Source organism: Streptomyces sp. NBC_00872 (assembly GCF_045161915.1).
GTDB lineage: Bacteria > Actinomycetota > Actinomycetes > Streptomycetales > Streptomycetaceae > Streptomyces.
Genome location: NZ_CP108806.1, coordinates 5,980,096 through 6,002,025 on the forward strand (window position 1 = coordinate 5,980,096; position 21,930 = coordinate 6,002,025).

General features: G+C 71.0%; 15 protein-coding genes. 10 read left to right on the forward strand and 5 right to left on the reverse strand.

Annotated features, from left to right (window positions below):
* The first annotated feature begins 71 nt into the window (after positions 1 to 71).
* Together OG214_RS25725 and OG214_RS25730 are read left to right on the forward strand one after the other, a co-directional pair.
* Entirely contained in the window at positions 72 to 695 is a 624-nt protein-coding gene (locus tag OG214_RS25725) for a TetR/AcrR family transcriptional regulator (RefSeq protein WP_365900794.1), read from the forward strand.
* Between the two features lie 344 nt (positions 696 to 1,039).
* Positions 1,040 to 1,825 carry a phosphatase gene (locus OG214_RS25730; RefSeq protein ID WP_405986082.1) on the forward strand — a complete coding sequence of 262 codons (786 nt, stop codon included), beginning with the start codon at positions 1,040 to 1,042 and terminating at the stop codon, positions 1,823 to 1,825.
* A gap of 159 nt (positions 1,826 to 1,984) precedes the next feature.
* Here OG214_RS25730 and OG214_RS25735 read toward each other — a convergent pair whose 3' ends face one another.
* Positions 1,985 to 3,142: an acyl-CoA dehydrogenase family protein gene (locus tag OG214_RS25735; RefSeq protein ID WP_363081881.1), complete on the reverse strand. Its 1,158-nt coding sequence runs from the start codon at positions 3,140 to 3,142 to the stop codon at positions 1,985 to 1,987.
* Positions 3,143 to 3,580: 438 nt separating this feature from the next.
* Between OG214_RS25735 and speB the strand changes: the two genes are divergently transcribed.
* From speB to OG214_RS25760, 5 genes are all read left to right on the forward strand, one after another.
* Entirely contained in the window at positions 3,581 to 4,681 is a 1,101-nt protein-coding gene (gene speB, locus OG214_RS25740; protein ID WP_405986083.1) for an agmatinase, read from the forward strand.
* Positions 4,678 to 6,408: a thiamine pyrophosphate-binding protein gene (locus tag OG214_RS25745; protein ID WP_405986084.1), complete on the forward strand. Its 1,731-nt coding sequence runs from the start codon at positions 4,678 to 4,680 to the stop codon at positions 6,406 to 6,408. Before speB ends, OG214_RS25745 begins: the two co-directional genes overlap by 4 nt.
* 155 nt (positions 6,409 to 6,563) lie before the next feature.
* Positions 6,564 to 7,421: a serine hydrolase gene (locus tag OG214_RS25750; protein WP_363081884.1), complete on the forward strand. Its 858-nt coding sequence runs from the start codon at positions 6,564 to 6,566 to the stop codon at positions 7,419 to 7,421.
* Between the two features lie 150 nt (positions 7,422 to 7,571).
* Positions 7,572 to 11,438, forward strand: coding sequence for an ABC transporter ATP-binding protein (locus tag OG214_RS25755; RefSeq protein WP_405986085.1), 3,867 nt, complete (start codon positions 7,572 to 7,574; stop codon positions 11,436 to 11,438).
* Between the two features lie 231 nt (positions 11,439 to 11,669).
* Positions 11,670 to 13,112: a S28 family serine protease gene (locus OG214_RS25760; RefSeq protein WP_405986086.1), complete on the forward strand. Its 1,443-nt coding sequence runs from the start codon at positions 11,670 to 11,672 to the stop codon at positions 13,110 to 13,112.
* Positions 13,113 to 13,214: 102 nt separating this feature from the next.
* Here the strand turns inward: OG214_RS25760 and OG214_RS25765 are convergent, their stop codons facing one another.
* From OG214_RS25765 to OG214_RS25780, 4 genes are all read right to left on the reverse strand, one after another.
* Positions 13,215 to 15,050, reverse strand: coding sequence for a glycoside hydrolase family 3 protein (locus OG214_RS25765; protein ID WP_405986087.1), 1,836 nt, complete (start codon positions 15,048 to 15,050; stop codon positions 13,215 to 13,217).
* A gap of 360 nt (positions 15,051 to 15,410) precedes the next feature.
* Complete coding sequence (locus OG214_RS25770) at positions 15,411 to 16,187, reverse strand: sugar phosphate isomerase/epimerase family protein (RefSeq protein ID WP_405986088.1); 777 nt, start codon at positions 16,185 to 16,187, stop codon at positions 15,411 to 15,413.
* The gene (locus OG214_RS25775) at positions 16,184 to 17,188 is read right to left on the reverse strand and encodes a GNAT family N-acetyltransferase (protein WP_405986089.1); all 1,005 of its coding nucleotides are present in this window, start codon (positions 17,186 to 17,188) and stop codon (positions 16,184 to 16,186) included. The genes OG214_RS25770 and OG214_RS25775 overlap by 4 nt, the downstream gene beginning before the upstream one ends.
* Positions 17,189 to 17,412: 224 nt before the next feature.
* Complete coding sequence (locus OG214_RS25780; protein WP_405986090.1) at positions 17,413 to 18,504, reverse strand: LacI family DNA-binding transcriptional regulator; 1,092 nt, start codon at positions 18,502 to 18,504, stop codon at positions 17,413 to 17,415.
* A gap of 149 nt (positions 18,505 to 18,653) precedes the next feature.
* Here OG214_RS25780 and OG214_RS25785 point away from each other — a divergent pair, with 149 nt between their 5' ends.
* From OG214_RS25785 to OG214_RS25795, 3 genes are read left to right on the forward strand one after another with little or no spacing between them, the layout of a single operon-like run.
* The gene (locus OG214_RS25785) at positions 18,654 to 19,805 is read left to right on the forward strand and encodes a Gfo/Idh/MocA family oxidoreductase (protein WP_363083799.1); all 1,152 of its coding nucleotides are present in this window, start codon (positions 18,654 to 18,656) and stop codon (positions 19,803 to 19,805) included.
* Positions 19,802 to 20,959, forward strand: a complete 1,158-nt coding sequence (locus OG214_RS25790) for a dihydrodipicolinate synthase family protein (protein WP_363083800.1) — start codon at positions 19,802 to 19,804, stop codon at positions 20,957 to 20,959. The genes OG214_RS25785 and OG214_RS25790 overlap by 4 nt, the downstream gene beginning before the upstream one ends.
* Positions 20,960 to 21,003: 44 nt before the next feature.
* Positions 21,004 to 21,795, forward strand: coding sequence for a sugar phosphate isomerase/epimerase family protein (locus OG214_RS25795; RefSeq protein WP_405987617.1), 792 nt, complete (start codon positions 21,004 to 21,006; stop codon positions 21,793 to 21,795).
* Positions 21,796 to 21,930 lie beyond the last annotated feature (135 nt).

Sequence of the window (21,930 nt, forward strand, 5' to 3'; positions counted from 1 at the left end):
GGGTTAGTGAGCGTTAACGTTGTCGCCATAAGGTTAACGACCGCTAACAGCCCTGTCTAGAATGATTTCCCATGAGCATCAGGACCGCCGCCCCGACCCGCCGCGAGCAGATCCTCAAGCACGCCGCGCGCCTCTTCGCCGAGCGTGGATTCCACGGGGTCGGCGTCGATGAGATAGGGGCGGCCGTCGGTATCAGCGGCCCCGGTCTGTACCGCCATTTCGCGGGCAAGGACGCGATGCTCGCCGAACTGCTCGTCGGTATCAGCGGACGGCTGCTGGACGGCGGCAGGCTGCGGGTGCGCGGGGCGGGGGCGGACGGGGACCCGGCCGCCGTACTGGCCTCGCTGATCGACGGCCATATCGACTTCGCCCTCGACGACCGCCCGCTGATCACCCTCCACGACCGGGAGCTGGACCGTCTGAGGGACAGCGACCGCAAGCTCGTGCGACAGCTTCAGCGGCAGTATGTGGAGCTGTGGGTCGAGGTCGTACGGAAGCTGTACCCGGACGTGCCGGAGACCCAGGCGCGCGGGGCGGTCCACGCCGTCTTCGGACTGCTGAACTCGACGCCGCACCTCGGGGCGCACGGCGGCGGCCTGCCGGGGCGCGCGGCGACGGAGTCCCTGCTGCGCCGGCTCGCGCACGGCGCCTTCGCGGCGCTGGGCGACGAGGACGGGGTGCCCGGGGTGGCGTAGTGGACCGAACCCGGATGGTCCGGGGTGCCTGCCCGGGGCGCCCGTTCGGGGTGGTCCGGGGTGGTCCGGGGCGGTCCGGGGCGGTCCGGGGCCGATCTGCTCCGGTCCGGCGGCCGACGGCGCGTGGATCCGGCCGGAGAGGGCCCGAGAGCGGCCGGAGAGCGGCCCGAGAGTGGCCGGGAAGCCGCTGAGGAGCCGCTGCTGAGGGGGGCCGGCTGAGGAGTGGCCATGGGAGTTCGGAGAACCGTCGCGGTGGGCGCCCAGGAGGGGCGGGGAGGGGCCGGGCGCGGTCCGGAGACCCGGACACCCGGCGCGGTGCGTATGCCTGACGGCACAATGGGCTCATGCCGATACCCAGCCGCGCCGCCCTTGTCGACCACCTCGTCCGCACCCGTATCGCCGGAGACGTGGCCACCCCCCGCGACAACAATCTCTCCCACTACCGCAAGCTCGCCAACGGTGACCGCCACTACTGGCTGGGCCTGGAGCTGGCGGACCGCTGGACAGACGAGCAGGACGTCCTCGCCGTGATGGCCGAGCGGTGCGGCGTCAACGACGATCCCGAGCACCGGACCGGCCAGGACACCATCGACCCCGAGCTGACCGTAGGGGCACTGGAGCGGATGGCCACGCGGTTGCGCAAGGCCGTCCTGGCCCGGGAGCGCGTGCTGTTCGCGACCGGCCACCCGGGCGGGCTGCTCGACGTGCACCGGCAGACCGCGGACGCGCTGCGGGCCGCGGGCTGCGAGATCGTACAGATCCCCGGCGGACTCACCGCCGACGAGGGCATGGTCTTCCAGTTCGCCGATGTCGCGATGCTGGAGCGCGGCGCGACCCTCTGGCACACCCACTCGCCGGAGCCCATGCGGGCGATCCTGGACGCGCTGGAGGGCGAGGGCCGACCGCTGCCGGATCTGGTGGTCGCGGACCACGGCTGGGCGGGGTACGCGGCGCAGCGCGGGCTGGACTCGGTCGGCTACGCGGACTGCAACGACCCCGCGCTCTTCCTCGGCGAGGCGGAGGGCACGATGGAGGTGACGGTCCCGCTGGACGACCATGTCACGGACCCGCGCTTCTACGACCCGATGACCGCGTATCTGCTGAACGAGGCCGGTCTGCTCCGACGGTGACGCCCCGGATCATGGCGCCCCGGACCGTGACGCCCCGGATCATGGCATCCGGGACGGTGACAACCGGGACGGCGGTGTTTCGGACGGCAGTGTTTGGGACGGTGGTGTCCCGGACGGCGGTGTCCGGGACGGTGGTGACGTCCGATCGTGGAGGAGGGCTCAGAGGCCCATCGACTTGGCGATGATCATCTTCATGACCTCGCTGGTGCCGCCGTAGATCCGGTTGACGCGGTTGTCCGCGTACAGCCGGGCGATCGGGTACTCGTTCATATAGCCGTAGCCGCCGTGGAGCTGGAGACACCTGTCGATGACGCGGTGCGCGACCTCGGTGGTGAAGAGCTTCGCGGACGCGGCCTCGGCGGCGGAGAGCTCACCCAGGTCATGGGCTTCGAGCGCGCGGTCGACGACGGCCTCCGCCGCGTCCACCTCGGCCTTGCAGGCGGCCAGTTCGAACTTGGTGTTCTGGAAGGACGCCACGGACTTGCCGAAGACCGTCCGGTCCTGCACGTACTGCTGCGCGAACCGCACCGCGGCGGCGGCCTGCGCGTAGGCGCCGACGGCGATGCCGAGACGCTCCTGGGGCAGATTCTGGCCGAGGTAGGAGAAGCCCTTGTTCTCCTCGCCGAGCAGATCCCCGACCGGGACCCTGACATCGGTGAAGGACAGTTCGGCGGTGTCCGAGGTCTTCAGGCCCAGCTTGTCGAGCTTGCGGCCGACCGCGTACCCCTCGGATCTCGTGTCCACGACCAGCAGGGAGATCCCGTGGCGCCGGTCCTCGGCGGTCGGGGCGGCGGTACGGGCGCAGACGATGACACGGTCCGCGTGGACACCGCCGGTGATGAAGGTCTTGGCGCCGTTGAGCACATAGTGCGTACCGTCGTCGGAGAGCCGGGCGGTGGTCTTCATACCGGCCAGGTCGGAGCCGGTGCCCGGCTCGGTCATGGCGATGGCGTACATGGTCCGGCCGCTGACGAAGTCCGGCAGCCAGCGCTTCTTCTGCTCGTCGGTCGCGTACGCCTTCAAGTAGGGCAGACAGAGCGCGACATGGACGCCGGAGCCGCCGAAGGAGACACCGGCGCGCGCGGCCTCCTCGGTCATGACCGCCTGGAACTTGAACGACTCCTCGCCCGCGCCGCCGTACTCCTCCGGCACCTCTATCCCGAAGACGCCCAGCTCGCCGAGCTGGTGGTAGAACTCGCGGGGCGCCTGGCCCGCCGCGTACCACTCGTCGTAGACCGGGACGACCTCGGCCTCGATGAAGGCGCGGATGGTCTCCCGGAACGCCTCGTGGTCCTCGTTGTAGACGGTACGACGCACGGGAAAACCTCCTGCGGGAGCATTCGGGTAAGCGCTTGCTCAGTAAAAGTTACCCGGCGGTCAGTAGAGGTGTCCAGGGGTGGGGAAGCCGCGGACCGGTCGTACGCGTCACAGCGTCACCGCCGCGGAGTCGAGGAGCCGAGGAAACGTACACTTCAGCGTCGCTTTCCGGCCGCGCGCGGTCATGAGGCACGGACAGGGCGGAACGGTGGCGCCCCCGGCCCGAGAGCAGTTGTCCACAGGGCTGGGGACAAGTTGTCCACAGGCCAGACCGCTTGTCGGGGCGCCGGTCCATTCTTGAGGCGGTGACCCGGACCGACCGCAGCGGATCCGGACCGACCGGAGCGAGACCGGAGCAGGACCGGAGCAGGACCAGAGCAAGGCAGCACGGCGCAGAGCGGTGCCGCAGCCGTACGCATCTCCAGGAAAGGCCCGACGATGAGCAGCAACGGACAGGTACACCCGGCCACGGCCGACCGTGGGGACGGCCCGCGCGGCCCCGTCGACTCGTCCCGCGTCCCGCGGTACGCGGGACCGGCCACGTTCGCCCGGCTGCCCCGGCTGGACGAGGTCGGCACCGCCGATGTCGCCGTCGTCGGCGTCCCCTTCGACACCGGGGTGTCCTACCGGCCGGGGGCGCGGTTCGGCGGTAACGCGATCCGTGAGGCGTCCCGGCTGCTGCGCCCGTACAACCCGGCCCAGGACGCCTCGCCCTTCGCGCTCGCGCAGGTCGCGGACGCCGGGGACATCGCCGCCAATCCGTTCCGTATCGACGAGGCCGTCGAGACCATCGAGGCCGCCGCCGACGAGCTGCTCGGCACCGGCGCGCGTCTGATGACCCTCGGCGGGGACCACACCATCGCGCTGCCCCTGCTGCGCTCGGTGGCGAAGAAGCACGGACCGGTCGCGCTGCTCCACTTCGACGCGCATCTCGACACGTGGGACACCTACTTCGGCGCCGCGTACACCCACGGCACGCCGTTCCGCAGGGCCTTCGAGGAGGGCATCCTCGACACGGAGGCGCTCTCCCACGTCGGCACGCGCGGCCCGCTGTACGGGAAGCGGGACCTGGACGACGACGCCAGGATGGGCTTCGGCATCGTCACCTCGGCCGATGTGATGCGCCGGGGAGTGGACGAGATCGTCGACCAGCTACGGCAGCGCATAGGGGACCGCCCGCTGTACATCTCCGTCGACATCGATGTGCTCGACCCGGCGCACGCGCCCGGGACCGGCACGCCCGAGGCCGGCGGGCTCACCTCCCGCGAGTTGCTGGAGATCGTCCGGGGGCTGGCCTCCTGCGATCTGGTCTCGGCGGATGTCGTCGAGGTCGCGCCCGCGTACGACCACGCCGAGATCACCTCCGTCGCCGCCTCCCACACGGCGTATGAACTGACCACGCTCATGGCCCGCCGGATCGCCGCCGCCCGCACCGACGCCGGGCACACGACCGCGACCGCCGCCGGCGCCGGGCACACCGCCCGGGACGCCACCCCGTCCGGGCCCGCCGGTCCGGCCACCGCCGGGACGTCGAAGTGACCCACGACCACGATCCGGTGCCGCGCCCCACCGAGGCGCAGACCAGGGCCGCGCTGAATCCGCCGGCCGGGCGCAACGGCGGCGATCTCGTCGTGGAGACCCTGCGGGGACTCGGCGCCACCACCGTCTTCGGGCTGCCGGGGCAGCACGCGCTCGGTATCTTCGACGCCCTGCGCCGCTCCGATCTGGCCTATGTCGGGCTGCGCGTCGAGAACAACGCGGGGTTCGCCGCCGACGCGTACGGCAGGGTCACCGGCGAGGCGGCCCCACTGCTGCTCTCCACCGGCCCCGGCGCGCTCACCGCGCTGCCCGCGCTCCAGGAGGCGGCCTCGGCCTCGGCCCCCGTGCTGGCCATCTCCAGCCAGGTGCCGGTCGCCGGTCTCGGTGGCGGTCGCCATGGCTATCTGCATGAACTCCGCGATCAGCAGGCGTCCTTCCGCGACATCGTGAAGTCCGTGCACCTCGTCCGCGGCGCCTCACAGATCCCGTCCGCGATCGCCGCCGCCTGGGAGTCCGCGCTGACCGCCCCGCACGGCCCGGTCTGGGTGGAGATCCCGCAGGACGTGCTGCTCGCGGAGACCACGCTGCCGGTCGTCACGGTGCTGGACGCCACCCCGCGCGAGCTGCCGCCGCGCCCCGAGCTGACCGCCGTGGCGGCGCACGCCCTGTCGCACGCCGAGCGCCCGGTGGTCATCGCGGGCGGTGGAGTCGTACGGGCCGACGCCTCCGGCAAGCTGCTCGCCCTCGCCGAGAAGCTGGCCGCACCGGTCGTCACCACCTACGGGGGCAAGGGCGCCTTCCCCTGGGACCACCCGCTGTCGCTCCAGTCCTGGCTGGAGGACCGCCATCTCACCGACTTCCTGGAGGACGCGGACGTCCTGCTGGTCGTGGGCTCCGGTCTCGGTGAGCTCTCCTCGAACTACCACACCTTCCGGCCCCGTGGCCGGGTGATCCAGATCGAGGCGGACCTCGGCAAGCTGGAGTCCAACCACCCCGCGCTCGGTATCCACGCCGACGCCCGGATCGCGCTGTCCGCGCTGCTGGAGTCGGTGTCCGCGCGCCGGGGTCCGGCCGTCCCGGACCCGGCGGGCGTGGACCCGGCCGTCCCGGACCCGGCGGGCGCGGAGTCGGCCGCCGCGGAGTCGGTCCGTACGGTCCTGGCGAAGGTACGGGCCAGGATCGAGGCCCAGGACCTCACTCCGGAGCGGCAGGTGCTCGCCGCCGTCCGCGCCGCCCTGCCCGAGACCTCCCCGAGCTTCTGGGACATGACGATCCTCGCCTACTGGGCCTGGGCCGCCTGGCCGGGCCCGATGCACTCGGCCCAGGGCGCGGGCGGTCTCGGTTACGGCTTCCCCGCCGCCCTCGGCGCCGCCGCGGCCGACCGTACGAGACCGGTCCTGGCCGTCTCGGGCGACGGCGGCGCGATGTACTCGATAGCGGAGCTGGCCACCGCCCGGCAGTACGGGCTCCCGGTCACCTGGCTGATCGTCGACGACGGCGGTTACGGCATCCTGCGCGAGTACATGACGGGCGCCTTCGGCGAGACGAGCGGCACGGACCTGTCCCGCCCGGACTTCGTGGCGCTGGCGGAGTCCTTCGGCGTACCGGCGGTCCGTACGGCTCCGGAGTCGCTGCGCGAGGACCTCGCCGCGTCGCTCGCCGCGCCGGGCCCCTCGGTGGTCGTGCTGCCCGCCGTGCTCAGGATGTTCGCGCCGACGCACCTCTGAGCGCCGACGGGGGAGCGCGACGAACACGATTTGGTCTCGGCCGGCAATTGTGTTCGAGCCCATACAACCATTGACCCGTCCCTGTGCATCATGTCTGCGAGCGCGCCGTACGGCGCGCTCGTGACGCGACAGGGGCAGGGGCGGGAACTCTCTTCATGACTCACCAGCGAATATCCTGGCGCGCTCGTGGCGCGCTCTCCGTCGCCCTCGCCGCGGGGCTCGTACCGGTCGTCGCCGGAGCGGCGCCCGCCGTGGCCGCGACCCCGGCCGTCGCCTGTACCTCGGGCAAGGCGGGCCTCGCCGCCAAGCTGTCCAAGGACATCACCGCGGCGCTCAAGTCCAGGAAGTCCACCACCGCCGTCGCGGTCTACGACCGCACGACCAATACGCGCTGCACCCTGCGCTCGACGCAGAAGTTCGACTCCGCCAGCGTGGTCAAGGTCACCGTCCTCGCGACCCTGCTCTGGGACGCGAAGAAGACGAACCGCTATCTGACCCAGCGCGAGACCGATCTCACCACGGCCATGATCACCAAGTCGGACAACGCGGCCACCAGCACCCTGTGGAAGCAGCTCGGTCTGACGAAGATCAAGGGGTTCCTCAAGGCCGCCGGGATGACCCAGACCACCCCGGGCGCGAACGGTTCCTGGGGCCTCACCCAGATCACCGCCCGTGACGAGCAGCAGCTGCTGACCCTGGTGACCGCGAAGAACACCGTGCTCAGCGACAACGCCCGCAGCTACATCCTGGACCGGATGCGCCGGGTCGTCTCGTCCCAGCGCTGGGGCGTTCCGGCGGGTGCCCCCGCCTCCGCCACCGTCCAGCTCAAGAACGGCTGGCTCCAGCGGTCCACCCACGGCTGGCGCGTGCACAGCATCGGCGCGTTCACCGGCAAGGGCAACAACTATCTGATCACCGTGCTCACCCACGACAACAAGACCATGAACGACGGCATCAACACCATCCAGGCCGTCGCCCGCGCCGTCCACAAGGACCTCGCCGCGGCGAAGTGACCGCAGAGGTGCGGGGGTGGCCGGGGGCGCGGGCCGGTCCGCGGTCCTAGGACCACGGACCGGTCTTTGCCGCGCTTTGTTGCGGAGGGATGAAATCCGTCGCCGCCCGCGTTGGGCCTTCCGGCAGATCAGGACGATCGGGAGGCATCAGTGGCGGCGGAGCAGGGCTGGGCACGGCGACTGGCCGGGTACGCGTGGCGGTACCGGCGCAATGTGGTCCTGGCGCTCGGTTCGTCGCTCGCCGGTATGGGGGTGATGGCGTTCGTCCCCCTGATCACCAAGGTCGTCATCGACGATGTCATCGGGGACGGCCGCCGCTCCCTCCTCGTCTGGACGGGGCTGCTGATCCTCGCCGCGCTCGCCGTCTATGCGGCCGCCTTCATCAGGCGCTACTACGGCGGACGGCTCGCGCTCGACGTCCAGCACGATCTGCGTACGGACATGTACGACACGATCGCCCGCCTCGACGGGCGGCGCCAGGACAGTCTCTCCACCGGACAGGTCATCGGCCGCGCCACCAGTGACCTCCAGCTCATCCAGGGCCTTCTCTTCATGCTGCCGATGACCATCGGCAACGTCCTGCTCTTCCTCGTGTCCCTGGTGATCATGGCGTGGCTGTCACCGCCGCTGACCCTGGTCGCGCTGGCCGTCGCTCCCGCCGTCTGGTACATCGCCCGCCGCAGCCGCACCCGGCTGCACCCCGCCACCTGGTACGCCCAGTCACAGGCCGCAGCCGTCGCGGGGGTCGTCGACGGAGCCGTCTCCGGGGTCCGGGTCGTCAAGGGCTTCGGGCAGGAGGACCAGGAGACCGGGAAGCTCAGGGAGGCCGGCCGCAGGCTCTTCGCCGGACGGCTGCGCACCATCAGGCTCAACGCCCGCTACACCCCGGCGCTCCAGGCCGTTCCCGCGCTCGGCCAGGTCGCGATGCTGGCGCTCGGCGGCTGGCTGGCCACCCGCGGTCAGATCACCCTCGGTACGTTCGTCGCCTTCTCCACCTATCTCGCCCAGCTCGTCGGCCCGGTCAGGATGCTCGCCATGGTGCTGACCGTCGGCCAGCAGGCACGGGCCGGTGTGGAACGCGTACTGGAGCTGATCGACACCGAGCCGACGCTCCACGACGGCACCAAGGAACTGCCGGCGGACGCCGTGACCTCCGTCGAGTTCGACGACGTGTCGTTCGCGTACGACGACGGCAGGCCCGTACTGGACGGCTTCTCGATGGAGATCCGGCCCGGTGAGACCGTCGCCGTCGTCGGCTCCTCCGGCAGCGGCAAGTCCACGGTCTCGCTGCTGCTGCCCCGCTTCTACGACGTGACGCACGGCGCGGTCCTCGTCGGCGGCCATGACGTACGCGAACTGACCCTCGACTCGCTGCGGGCCGCGATCGGTCTCGTACCGGAGGACAGCTTCCTGTTCTCCGACACCGTCCGCGCCAATGTCGCCTACGGAAAGCCGCACGCCACCGAGGAGGAGATCCTCAAGGCCACCCGCGCCGCCCAGGCCCACGGCTTCATCAGCGAACTGCCCGCCGGTTACGACACCAAGGTGGGCGAGCAGGGCCTGACCCTCTCCGGCGGCCAGCGCCAGCGCATCGCCCTGGCCCGTGCCATCCTCACCGACCCCCGGCTGCTCCTTCTGGACGACGCCACCTCCGCCGTCGACGCCCGGGTGGAGCACGAGATCCATGAGGCGCTGCGCGCGGTGATGGCCGGGCGTACGACCCTGCTCATCGCCCACCGCCGCTCCACCCTCGGGCTGGCGGACCGTATCGCCGTGCTCGACGGCGGACGTCTCGCCGACATCGGCACCCACGAGGAGCTTCAGGAGCGGTCCGCCCTCTACCGGCGGCTGCTGACCGACCCGGACGAACTGGGCGAGGTCTCGCCCGGCCACACCCCGGCCCTCCCCGCCGCCGGGGGGCCCGAGGACATCGCGTCGCCGGAGGAGGCCCGCGCCCTCCAGCGGGAGATCGACGCCGAGTTCGACGCCGAACGCGGAGTGACCCCCGCGCTGTGGATACGGGAGGAGAGGTCGTACACCGCCTCCGGCGCTAAGGCGCCCGGCGCCACCCCCGAACTGCTCGCCCAGGTGGAGGCGCTGCCCCCGGCCACCGACACCCCCGAGGTGGACGAGGCGCGCGCCGTCGCCGCCGAGGAGTCGTACGGACTGCGCCGGCTGCTGCGCGGCTTCGGACTGCCGCTGCTGATCAGTCTCGCGCTCGTCGCCGTCGACGCCGGAATGAGTCTGCTGCTGCCGGTCCTCATCCGGCACGGCATCGACCAGGGCGTCGAACAGCTCGCGCTCGGCGCGGTGTGGGCCGCCGCGGCGCTTGGACTGGTGGCCGTGCTCGTCCAGTGGATGGCGCAGATCGGTGAGACCCGCAAGACCGGGCGGACCGGCGAACGTATCCTCTACGCGCTGCGGCTGAAGATCTTCGCGCAGCTCCAGCGGCTCGGACTCGACTACTACGAGCGTGAGCTGACCGGTCGCATCATGACGCGGATGACGACCGATGTGGACGCGCTGTCGACCTTCCTCCAGACCGGTCTGGTCACGGCGTTCGTCTCCGTCGTCACCTTCTTCGGCATTCTGGTCGTGCTGCTGGTGATCGACATACAGCTCGCGCTGGTGGTCTTCGCGACCCTGCCCGTACTGATCGTGGGCACGGTCTACTTCCGCCGCAAGAGCGTGCAGGCGTACGAACTGGCGCGTGAGCGCATCAGCGCGGTCAACGCCGATCTCCAGGAGTCGGTGTCCGGGCTGCGGATCGTCCAGGCGTTCCGGCGCCAGAAGGACGGCGCCGAGCGCTTCGCGGGACGCAGCGACCACTACCGTGCGGCCCGGGTGCGCGGCCAGTGGCTGATATCGGTGTACTTCCCCTTCGTGCAGCTCCTGTCCTCCGTGGCCGCCGCCGCCGTGCTGATCGTCGGCGCGGGGCGGGTGGAGGCCGGGACCCTGACGACCGGCGCGCTGGTGGCGTATCTGCTCTACATCGATCTGTTCTTCGCGCCCGTGCAGCAGCTCTCGCAGGTCTTCGACGGCTATCAGCAGGCGACGGTCTCGCTGGGCCGTATCCAGGAGCTGCTGCGGGAACCGACCTCGACGGCCTCCTCGAAGGAGCCGCTGGACGTGCTGTCGCTGCGCGGCGAGATCGCTTTCGAGGGTGTGGAGTTCACCTACAACGGGCTGGAGTCCGAGGGACCCGCGTCCGGGGCGGTGTCCAGCGTCGCGTCCGGCGTTGCGTCCGACGTCGCGTCCGGGGCCGCTCACGAGAAGGAGACCGAGGAGACCGGCGGGCGGCCGGGGGGCGCCGCGGATGCCGCCCTCAGCGGTGTCGATCTGCGGATACCGGCGGGCCAGACGGTCGCCTTCGTCGGCGAGACCGGCGCGGGCAAGTCGACCCTCGTCAAACTGGTCGCGCGGTTCTACGATCCGACCGGCGGCCGGGTCACCGTGGACGGCACCGATCTGCGGGAGCTGGATCTGACGGCGTATCGGCACCGGCTCGGGGTCGTACCGCAGGAGGCGTATCTCTTCGCCGGTACGGTCCGTGACGCCATCGCCTACGGGCGTCCCGAGGCGCGCGACGCGGATGTGGAGGCCGCGGCCCGCGCGGTCGGCGCGCACGAGATGATCGCCACGCTGGAGGGCGGCTATCTGCACGAGGTCGCCGAGCGGGGCCGCAATCTCTCCGCCGGACAGCGCCAGTTGATCGCACTGGCCCGCGCCGAACTGGTCGACCCGGACATACTGCTGCTCGACGAGGCGACCGCGGCCCTCGACCTGGCCAGCGAGGCCCTGGTCAACCAGGCCACCGACCGGCTGGCGGGCCGCCGTACCACCCTGGTCGTCGCCCACCGGCTGACCACCGCGGCCCGCGCGGACCGGGTGGTCGTGATGGACCACGGCCGGGTCGTGGAGGACGGCACGCACGAGGAACTCCTCGCGCTGGAGGGCCGGTACGCCAAGCTCTGGCGGAGTTTCCTCGGCGAGGAGGAGCCGGCCGCGGTGGTGTGAGGGGGAAGGCCGGGGAGGGACGTCGGGGAGGGTACGGGCGGGCGCGGGGGGCTGAGCCGCCGTATACGCGCCTTCGGCGCCGTCCCGGGCCTCTCCGGCTCGACCGACCGGATCCCTCTGCCGGATCCCTCTCCGGATTCCTCTGCCGGATCCTCTGCCTGGATGGCACTGGCGGGTCGGGCATTCAGCCCGCTAGGTTCACGGCGTCTGTCATGAACACAGGGAGTGTGAATGCGCAAGGCGCTGAGATGGCTGTTGTCGCTCGTGCTGATCATAGGCACGGTGGCCACGGCCGGTGCGGCCACCGCCGCCGATCGGGGTGCGGACCACCAGACCGCCACCGACACCACCGACATCAAGGACCGGGTCCTCGCTATCCCGGGGATGAGTCTGATCCAGGAGAAGCCGTACGAGGGGTACCGCTACTTCGTTCTCAACTACACCCAGCCGGTAGACCACCGTCATCCGTCCAAGGGCACCTTCCAGCAGCGCGTCACCCTGCTGCACAAGGACACCAGCCGGCCGACGGTCTTCTTCACCGGCGGCTACAACGTCTCCACCAACCCGAGCCGCAGTGAGCCGACACGGATCATCGACGGCAACCAGGTCTCGATGGAGTACCGCTTCTTCACGCCGTCCCGTCCGCAGCCGGCCGACTGGTCGAAGCTGGACATCTGGCAGGCCGCCAGCGACCAGCACCGGATCTTCTCGGCGTTCAAGAAGATCTATCCCGAGAAGTGGCTCTCCACGGGCGGTTCCAAGGGCGGTATGACCGCCACGTACTTCGAGCGCTTCTACCCGCGTGACATGGACGGCGTCGTCGCGTACGTCGCGCCCAACGACGTGGTGAACAAGGAGGACTCGGCCTACGACCGGTTCTTCGAGCGGGTCGGCACCAAGGAGTGCCGCGACAAGCTCAACGCGGTGCAGCGCGAGGCGCTGGTCCGGCGCGAGCCGCTGGAGAAGACGTACAAGGAGTGGGCGGACGCCACCGGCTCCACCTTCACCACCGTCGGCACGCTGGACAAGGCGTACGAGGCCGTCGTGCTCGACTTCGTCTGGGCGTTCTGGCAGTACAGCCTGCTCTCCGACTGCGAGTTCATCCCGGTCGCGGCCACCGCCTCCGACCAGGAGATCTACGACACCATCGACTCGATCTCCGGCTTCTCCGCCTATACGGACCAGGGCCTGGAGACGTACACGCCGTACTACTACCAGGCGGGTACCCAGCTCGGCTCGCCCGACATCAAGCAGCCGCACCTGGGCAAGCTGAGCCGTTACGGCTACCAGCCGCCGCGGAACTTCGTACCGCGCTCCATCCCGATGAAGTTCGACCCCTCCACGATGCCGGACGTCGACTCCTGGGTCCGTCACAACGCGAACCAGATGCTGTTCGTGTACGGGCAGAACGACCCGTGGGGTGCGGAGCCCTTCCGCCTCGGCCACGGCGCGCGTGACAGCTATGTGTTTGTCGCGCCGGGTGCCAACCACGGCGCCAATGTCGCCGGTCTCGTCCCGGACCAGCAGGCGAAGGCCACGGCCCGGATCCTGGCATGGGCGGGCGTCGCCCCGGCCGCCGTCCAGCAGGACGTGGCGAAGGCGAAGCCGCTGGCGCCGTTCGACGCCAAGCTCGACCGCCAGAAGGTCGAGCGGGAGCACACCCTGAGGCCGTAGCGCCTCGGCCGCGGAACCACGCGGCCCGGTCGAACCGTGCCCGCCGTTCTCGGTCCTCGGACCCGAGAACGGCGGGCACGGCCGTGCGGTGATCCGTCCGGCTCAGTAGGACAGACCATGACCGATCGGATACAGCACCCGCGTCGGATCGTCCGCGCGCTGTACCGGCACGGGCAGCACGCCCCGGGGCCGGACCCGGCCCGCGATCACCCGTGCGGCCGCCCGTACTTCGACATCGGTCCAGGAGTACGAGGCGAGGGACGCCTTGACTCCGGACAGGCCCGCGATGTCGTACGGATTGCGGATGGCGACCGTGACCACCGGCACACCGGTCGCGGCGAGCGCGCTGACCAGGGTGCGCTGCGAACTGGTCGCCGAGACGTTGTACGTGGCCACGACCACCACGTGCTTGCCCCGCGCACCCGCCACCGCCGCCTCGATCTGCGCCGCGCTCGGGGCCGTACCGGTGGACAGGGCCGTGGCGCTGAAACCCAGCTCGGTCAGGGCCGTGGCGAGCACCGTGGTCGGCGGGCCCGTCGTCCCGGACGGCGAGGCGGGATCGGCGCCGACGACCAGCACATCGCGCTGCCGGCGCCGGTTCAGCGGCAGCAGGCCGTTCTCGTTGACGAGCAGCGTGGTGGTCCGCTCGGCGATCCGGTCGGCGGCGGCGAGATGGGCCCGGGTGCCGACCGTACGGTCCAGATTCCGCAGCGAGACGGCGGCATCCCCGCTGAACAGGCCCAGCCGTTCCTTGAGTTCGAGAATGCGGAGGACGGATTCCTCGACGCGCGCCTCACTGATCTCGCCGCTCCTCACCGCTGCCAGGACCGCGTTCCACGCGATCCGCAGATTCGGCGGATTGAGCAACTGGTCGACGCCCGCCTTGAGCGCGAGAACAGGCACCCGGTCGTCGCCGTACTTCTGCCGTACGCCCTCCATACCGAGCGCGTCGGTGACCACGACACCGTCGTAGCCGAGCTGCTCCCGCAGTACGCCGGTGACGATGGGACGCGAGAGCGTCGCCGGGTCCTCGCTCGGGTCCAGGGCGGGGACCACGATGTGCGCGGTCATGATCGACGTGACACCGGCGGCGATCGCGGTGCGGAACGGCGGTGCGTCCAGCTCGCTCCACTGCTCACGGGTGTGGTGGATGGTGGGCAGCGCGTAGTGACTGTCGTCCTTCGTGTCGCCATGCCCGGGGAAGTGCTTGGCCGCCGTGGCGATCCCCGCGCTCTGATAGCCCGTCACCTGCGCCGCGACCATACCGGCCACCGCTTGCGGATCGGCGCCGAAGGACCGTACGCCGATGACGGGGTTGGCCGGGTTGACATTGACATCCGCGTCCGGCGCGTAGTTCTGGTTGATACCCATGGCGGCCAGCTCCGCGCCCGCGATCCTGGCGGCGTCACGGGCGTCGGCGCGCGAGCGGGACGCGCCGAGCGCCATCGCACCCGGCAGCAGCGTGGCCGGCTTGCCCACCCGGGCGACGATGCCGTGCTCCTGGTCGGTGGCGATCAGCAGGGGGACGGGGGTGTCCTGGGCCAGTCCCGCCTTCTGGATGCCGTTGGAGAGCTCGGCGATCTGCCGGGGATCACGGGTGTTGTGCGCCCAGGCGAAGTAGATGATGCCGCCCACGTGGTACGTCGAGATCAGCTCCGCGGCGGTACGGACCCCGATCTCGGCGAGGTTGGCGTCGATGTCGGCCTGGTTGGGGGCGGTGGCGGAGTGGCCGTACACCCGCATGACGAAGAGCTGGCCGACCTTCTCCTCCGGACTCATCCGTGAGATGAGCCGGCGAAGCCGGTCGCGCCGGTGCGGGGCGAGGGGGGCGAGGTGCGGGGGAGCGGCCACCACGGGGGCGGCCGAGGCGGCAACGGCTGCCGCCGCTACGGCGGTCGCGGTGAGGAGAGCGCGTCTGGAGATGGTCCGGTCGTGCACTGGTGCTCCTTCCGGCTGTGCGCTGCGAGGGGGGTGAAGGAAACTTCCAAAGAACCACGCTTATCCGGAAAGTAACTGCCAGTCAAGGGCTCTCTCCAGCGGGCGGCGCTTCCATGGGAGTTTCCGGACCTTTGGAACCTCCAGCCCATACCGCTCGTCTTATTGGTGTGCGCCGGTAAGTCTCCGCGGCGGTGTCGGCCCTCGCCGCTGGCTGCGATCGCTGACTCCCCTCTCCAGCCGCCCGCGGCCGGCAGCACACCGCCACCGGTGCGCCCCCCTTTGTCTGCGCCGGTGGCGGGCCCCTCGCTCCCCCTGCGCGTTCCACGCCGCCTCCCGGACAACCCGCATTCCGGACAACCCTCAGAGACCCGCGAGATACTCCCGGCCCGCCACCAGCAGCCCCGGCAGCTCGGCCGCCTGCGGATACCAGCGCTTCTCGTACTCCCAGCACACCCAGCAGTCGTCATCGAGCAGCGCCAGACACTCACCCAGCGGCAGCACCCCAGCGCCCAGCGCCAGCGGTGTCAGGTCCTCCGCCGAGGCGATGTCCTTCACCTGCACATAGCCCAGATAGGGGCCGAGCGACGCATGCGTGGTGATGGGGTCCTCACCGCCCAGCCAGGTGTGCATCACATCCCATACCGCCCCCACCTGCGGATGCCCCACCGGTCCCAGCACCCGGGCGGCGTCCGCTCCCGTGCGGTGCGAGTCATGTGTCTCCAGCAGGATCCGTACGCCGAAGTCCGCCGCGAGCTCCGCCGCCGTCGCCAGTCGGCGCGCGGCCGTGGCGTCGGCGTCGGCCGGGTCCTGGTCGCCGCCGCCCGGGAAGACACGGATGAACGAGGCGCCCAGATCCCGTGCCAGCCAGAGCAGTCCGTCCAGATCCTGGCGCAGCCGGTCCTCGTCGGCCGTCGCGCTCGCCACCCGTGTGTATCCCGCGACCGTCAGGATCTCGATGCCCGCGCGCTTGAACTCGTCGACCACCGCGGCCCGTTCACGTGCCCCGATCCCCGGGTGCACCGGCTCTTCCGGATGGGCGCGCAGCTCCACTCCCTGGTATCCGGTCGAGGAGGCGAGTGCGACGACCTCGGGTATGGGCAGCCCGGGTACCCCGAGGGTCGAGAAGGCGAGCTTCATGGGCCTGTTCCTTTCCGCTGTCCGTCCGGAGGTATGACCGCTTCTTCCCGTAGCGGCAGCCGCCAGTCCTGGCCGACCAGATCCGCTCCGTAGGAGTGGTGCGGTTTCTCGGCGACGAGAGTGAAACCCGCGCGCTGGTAGAGGGTGCGCGCGGCGGCCAGGACGTCATTGGTCCACAGCGTCAACTCCCTGTATCCCGCCTCACGGGCGAACTCCACCACCGTCCCGACCAGCCGCTCCCCGAGGCCGTGCCCCCGCGCGCCCGGCTCGACCAGCAGCAGGCGCAGCCGCGCGGTGTGCGGCCCGTCGTTCCGTGCCTCCGGCGCGTCGTCCCGTACACACATCACCGACCCCACCGGACCGCCGTCCAGCTCGGCGATCCAGGCCCGCTCCAGCCGGGGGTCGCGGTCCTGCGCGAAGTCCGCCACGATGCCGGCGACCAGACCCTCGAACTCGGTGTTCCAGCCGTACTCCGCCGCGTACAGCGCGCCATGGCGCTGCACCATCCAGCCCAGCTCGCCGGGGGCCGGATCGCGCAGTATCGGTCCGTCCCTGTCGGCCGTGTCGGCCGGATTGGGACGCCCGTCGCCGAGGATGTCCCGCACCGTCCGCAGCGCGTCCGTGAGCCGGGGCCGCAGCTCGGGCTCGACCCGCGAGAGCAGTGAGCCCACGGCCTCCCGCGACCGCTCGTCGAGCAGCGCCGCGGTCTCGCGCCCTCTCGGTGTCAGCGTTATCCGCCGACGCCGTGAGTCCTGCTCGGACGGCGCGCGTCCGACCAGCCCGTCACGCTCGAACTTGGTCAGCAGCCTGCTCAGATATCCGGCGTCGAGGGACAGCTCGGCCCGCAGATCGGCGGCGTCGGTGCGCGGCGCGTGGGCCAGCTCGTACAGCACCCGTGACTCGGTGAGTGTGTACGGCGTGTAGAGGTGCCTGCTGTAGTCGAGCGCCCCGATGAGATTCGTGTAGAAGCGGTTGAACGCGCGGACTTCCTGGACGGCCATGATCCACCCCCGTGCTTCCCGGCCTTTTTCCTTGACTGAGTCAACATTAAGTCCGGCGATCGACGGCCGACAAGGATCAATCCGCCCCTTGGCGACAACCCGCCAACAGACCCCGCGCCCCGACCCGCGCCATGTCCTAGCCCCCGGCCCCGCAGCACCCGTCCCCGCGCCCCGGCCCCGCAGCACCCGGCCCGCGTCCCGACCTGCGCCCGAACGCCCCGGCCTCAGGCGCTCCGCGGCGGTGCCGTCGACGCCCGTGCCATCAGCTCCGCCGCGATCGTGGCGATCCCGCCCGGCGGCGGCGCCTCCGTGCCCATCGCCAGCCGCCCCGCCCGCGCCCCCGCCTCGTACAGCGGCAGCCGCACGGTCGTCAGCGCGGGCACCGCGTCCACCGCGAACGGCAGATCGTCGAAGCCCGCCACCGAGACATCCTGCGGAATGCGCAGCCCCTGCTCGCGCACCGCCGCGCACGCCCCCAGCGCCACCGTGTCATTGGCCGCGACCACGGCCGTCAGATCCGGCGCGCGGCGCAGCAGCTCCAGCGTCGCCTCGTACCCGGAGCGGCGGGTGTACGGGCCGTGCACCGTCAGCGACTCCCGCTCCTCGGCCGTCCCTCCGGCCCGCCCCCCCTCCCGCGGCCCCGCCGCCGCCATCGCGGCCAGGTGCCCCTCCAGCCGGTGCCGGGTCGTCGTACGCTCCACGGGCCCCGCGACATAGCCGATGCGCCGGTGCCCCAGCGCCAGCAGATGTTCCGTCAGCCGCCGCCCGCCGCCTCGGTTGTCGAAGGCCAGCGCCGCCACCATCGCGTCGCTGTCCGGCAGCGGCGGACGCCCGCACAGCACCACCCGGGTACCCGCGTCCGCGAGTTTCGCCAGCTTCGCGGTCATCGCGGCGGTGTGCCGCGGATCCTCGAGTGCCCCGCCGGTCAGAATGACGGCCGCGGCCCGCTGGCGCTGGAGCAGGGTCAGATAGGTCAGCTCGCGTTCGGGCGAGCCGCCCGTGTTGCAGACGATGGCGAGTTTCTCACCGCCCGCCCTGCCGGTGCCCTCCTGACCGCCGATCTCGGTCTGGGCCGCACCGGCCATGATCCCGAAGAACGGGTCGGCGATGTCGTTCACCAGGATGCCGACCAGGTCGGAGGTCGCGGCGGCGAGCGAGCTGGCGGGACCGTTCAGTACGTAGTCCAGCTCGTCCACCGCGCGCAGGACGCGCTCCCGGGTGGCGGCGGCGACCGGATAGTTGCCGTTCAGCACGCGGGAGACGGTGGCGGGCGACACCCGGGCGCGGGCCGCCACATCCGCCAGGGTGACTGTCATCGCTTCCTCCGAAGGGAATGGGAGAGATCTCCGGAAGAGCGCGCGGGAGATCGGGGAGAGATCGGGGCGGGCTCTTGTACCGGCCGCTGTCGCAGGCTAGCTTTCTACCTCATAGAAAGCGCTTGCTGCGGCCGTATGGAGGGAACTTCGTGACACGCAGGACAGTGCGGATCGCCATGAACGGCGTCACGGGGCGGATGGGATACCGGCAGCATCTGCTGCGCTCCCTCCTCGCGATCCGTGAGGAGGGCGGGCTGGACCTCGGGGACGGCGACGTACTGTGGCCCGAGCCCGTCCTCGTCGGCCGTCGCGAACACGCCGTCAGGGAGATCGCCGAGCGGCACGGTCTCACCGAGTGGTCCACCGATCTCGACACCGTTCTGGCGGACGGCACGGTCGACATCTACTTCGACGCCCAGGTGACCTCCGCCCGCGTCGAAGCCCTCAAGAAGGCGATCGCGGCGGGCAAGCACGTCTATACGGAGAAGCCGACCGCGACGGGCCTCGCCGACGCCCTCGAACTGGCCCGGCTCGCCAGGAGCGCCGGCATCAAGCACGGTGTCGTCCAGGACAAGATCTTCCTGCCCGGCCTGCTCAAGCTGAAGCGACTCGTCGAAGGGGGCTTCTTCGGCCAGATCCTCTCCGTACGGGGAGAGTTCGGCTACTGGGTCTTCGAGGGCGACTGGCAGCGGCCCCAGCGCCCCTCCTGGAACTACCGGGCCGAGGACGGCGGCGGCATCACCGTCGACATGTTCCCGCACTGGGAGTACGTCCTGCACGAGCTGTTCGGGCGGGTCACCGGCGTCCAGGCGCTGATCACCACACATGTCCCGCAGCGCTGGGACGAGCAGGGCAAGCCGTACGCGGCGACCGCGGACGACGCGGCGTACGGAATCTTCGAACTGGACGGCGGCGCGGTCGCCCAGATCAACTCCTCCTGGACGGTCCGGGTCAACCGTGACGAGCTGGTCGAGTTCCAGGTGGACGGCACACACGGCTCGGCCGTCGCGGGACTGCGCCGCTGCCGGATCCAGCATCGCGCGGCCACGCCCAAGCCTGTCTGGAACCCCGACCTCCCCACCACCGAGTCCTTCCGCGACCAGTGGCAGGAAGTCCCGGACAACGACGAGTTCGAGAACGGCTTCAGGGCGCAGTGGGAGCTGTTCCTGCGCCATGTGGCGCTCGACGAGCCCTACCAGTGGGATCTGCTCGCGGGCGCGCGTGGCGTGCAACTCGCCGAGCTGGGGCTGCGGTCCGCCGCGGAGGGCCGCCGTTTCGAGGTGCCGGAGCTGACCCTGTGACCCTTCGGCTGCCTTCCGCCGGGGGTGGGACGCATACGTACACCCCACGCTCCGAACCCGCCCGTTTCACCGCGGGAGGGGCGCCCCCCGTCTCCCGTACGGTCTTCGCCGCGGCCCATGTCGTCGCCGATCCGTACGCCGACACCAGCCCCGACGCGCCGGCCGCCGTCGACTGGGACGCCACGCTCGCCTTCCGCCGCCATCTGTGGTCGCACGGTCTGGCGGTCGCCGAGGCCATGGACACCGCGCAGCGCGGTATGGGCCTGGACTGGACGGGCGCCGCCGAGCTGATCCGCCGGTCCGCCGCCGAGGCGAAGACGGTCGGCGGCCGGATCGCCTGCGGCGCGGGCACCGACCAACTGGCCCCAGGCGCCTCCCTGGACGAGGTGCGCGCGGCGTACGAGGAGCAGCTCGCGCTCGTCGAGGAGACCGGCGCCCAGGCCATCCTGATGGCCTCCCGCGCCCTCGCCTCCGCCGCCACGGCCCCCGACGACTATCTCGCCGTCTACGCCCCTCTCCTGAGGCAGGCGACGGGACCGGTCGTACTGCACTGGCTCGGCCCGATGTTCGACCCCGCACTGAAGGGCTACTGGGGCAGTACCGACCTCGACGCGGCCACCGAGACGTTCCTCCAGGTCATCGCCGAGTATCCGGACAAGGTCGACGGGATCAAGATCTCCCTGCTGGACGCGGGGCGCGAGACCGAGCTGCGCCGCCGGCTGCCGGCGGGCGTGCGCTGCTACACGGGCGACGACTTCCACTACCCGGAGCTGATCGAGGGTGACGATCTGGGCTTCAGCCACGCACTGCTCGGTGTCTTCGACCCGCTGGGCCCGCCGGCGGCGGAAGCCGTCCGTCTCCTGGACACGGGTGACACGAAGGGCTTCAGGGAACTGCTCGACCCCACCGTCGAACTGGCCCGTCATCTCTTCCGGCCACCCACGCGTTTCTACAAGACAGGCGTGGTGTTCCTGGCCTGGCTGGCCGGCCACCAGGACCACTTCACCATGGTCGGCGGCCTCCAGTCGGCCCGCTCGCTGCCGCATCTCGCGCGGGCCTACGAACTGGCCGACGGGCTCGGACTGTTCCCCGATCCCGCGCGGGCCGAGGACCGGATGAGGTCGCTGCTGAGCGTGTACGGAGTACTCCGGTGACCGGCGCGTCGTACGGCAATCTGAGCCGCTTCAGCATCAACCAGATGACGGTCAGACAGCTCTCCCTCCCCGAGCTGACGGAGGCCTGTGTTCGTCTGGGAGTACCGGCCGTCGGCCTGTGGCGCGAACCGGTCCTGGCGTACGGGGTGGAGGCCGCCGCCAAGCTCGTACGGGAGGCCGGACTCGCCGTCACCACGCTCTGCCGCGGCGGCTTTCTCACCGCGACCGAACCGGCCCGGCGCGCGGAGGCGCTGGCCGACAACCGCGCGGCGATCGACGAGGCGGCCGTACTGGGCACGGACACCCTCGTCCTGGTCTCCGGAGGGCTTCCGGCGGGCAGCAGGGATCTGTGCGCGGCGCGAGAGCGGATCGCGGACGCGCTGGCGGAGCTGGCGCCGTACGCGGCGGAGCGGGGCGTCCGGCTCGCGATCGAGCCGCTGCACCCGATGTTCGCCGCCGACCGCTGTGTGGTCTCCACCCTCGATCAGGCCCTCGAACTGGCCGAGCGTTTCCCGGCCGAGCAGGTCGGGGTGGTCGTGGACACGTACCACGTCTGGTGGGACGACCGGGCACCCGCCGCCGTCGCACGCGCGGGCGGACGGATCTTCTCCTTCCAGCTCGCCGACTGGACGACACCGCTCCCGGCGGGGGTGCTGAACGGCCGGGGCCAGCTCGGTGACGGAGCGGTCGATCTGCGCGGCTGGCGCGAACGGGTCGACGCGGCGGGCTACTCGGGCCCGGTCGAGGTGGAGCTCTTCAACGACGGACTGTGGGCGCGGGACGGCGTGGAAGTGCTGGTCGAGGTGGTCGAACGGTACGTCCGGCACGCGCGCTGAAAATAACTCAGAGAAACCGTGCAACCCTTCCCGGGTGACATGAGTCGTATTCGTCAACAGGGCCTTCGGGGAGGGATCCGGGGGGATCGGAAGGCTCTGTCGGAGGGGGGAGCGCGTGGGGCCCGGTCGAAGGAC

Coding starts and splice junctions, on each gene's coding strand:
- OG214_RS25730 (WP_405986082.1), top strand. CDS start 1,040: ATGCCGATACCCAGCCGCGCCGCCCTTGTCGACCACCTCGTCCGCACC.
- OG214_RS25775 (WP_405986089.1), bottom strand. CDS start 17,188: ATGGCCGTCCAGGAAGTCCGCGCGTTCAACCGCTTCTACACGAATCTC.
- OG214_RS25750 (WP_363081884.1), top strand. CDS start 6,564: ATGACTCACCAGCGAATATCCTGGCGCGCTCGTGGCGCGCTCTCCGTC.
- OG214_RS25780 (WP_405986090.1), bottom strand. CDS start 18,504: ATGACAGTCACCCTGGCGGATGTGGCGGCCCGCGCCCGGGTGTCGCCC.
- speB (WP_405986083.1), top strand. CDS start 3,581: ATGAGCAGCAACGGACAGGTACACCCGGCCACGGCCGACCGTGGGGAC.
- OG214_RS25795 (WP_405987617.1), top strand. CDS start 21,004: ATGACGGTCAGACAGCTCTCCCTCCCCGAGCTGACGGAGGCCTGTGTT.
- OG214_RS25760 (WP_405986086.1), top strand. CDS start 11,670: ATGCGCAAGGCGCTGAGATGGCTGTTGTCGCTCGTGCTGATCATAGGC.
- OG214_RS25770 (WP_405986088.1), bottom strand. CDS start 16,187: ATGAAGCTCGCCTTCTCGACCCTCGGGGTACCCGGGCTGCCCATACCC.
- OG214_RS25725 (WP_365900794.1), top strand. CDS start 72: ATGAGCATCAGGACCGCCGCCCCGACCCGCCGCGAGCAGATCCTCAAG.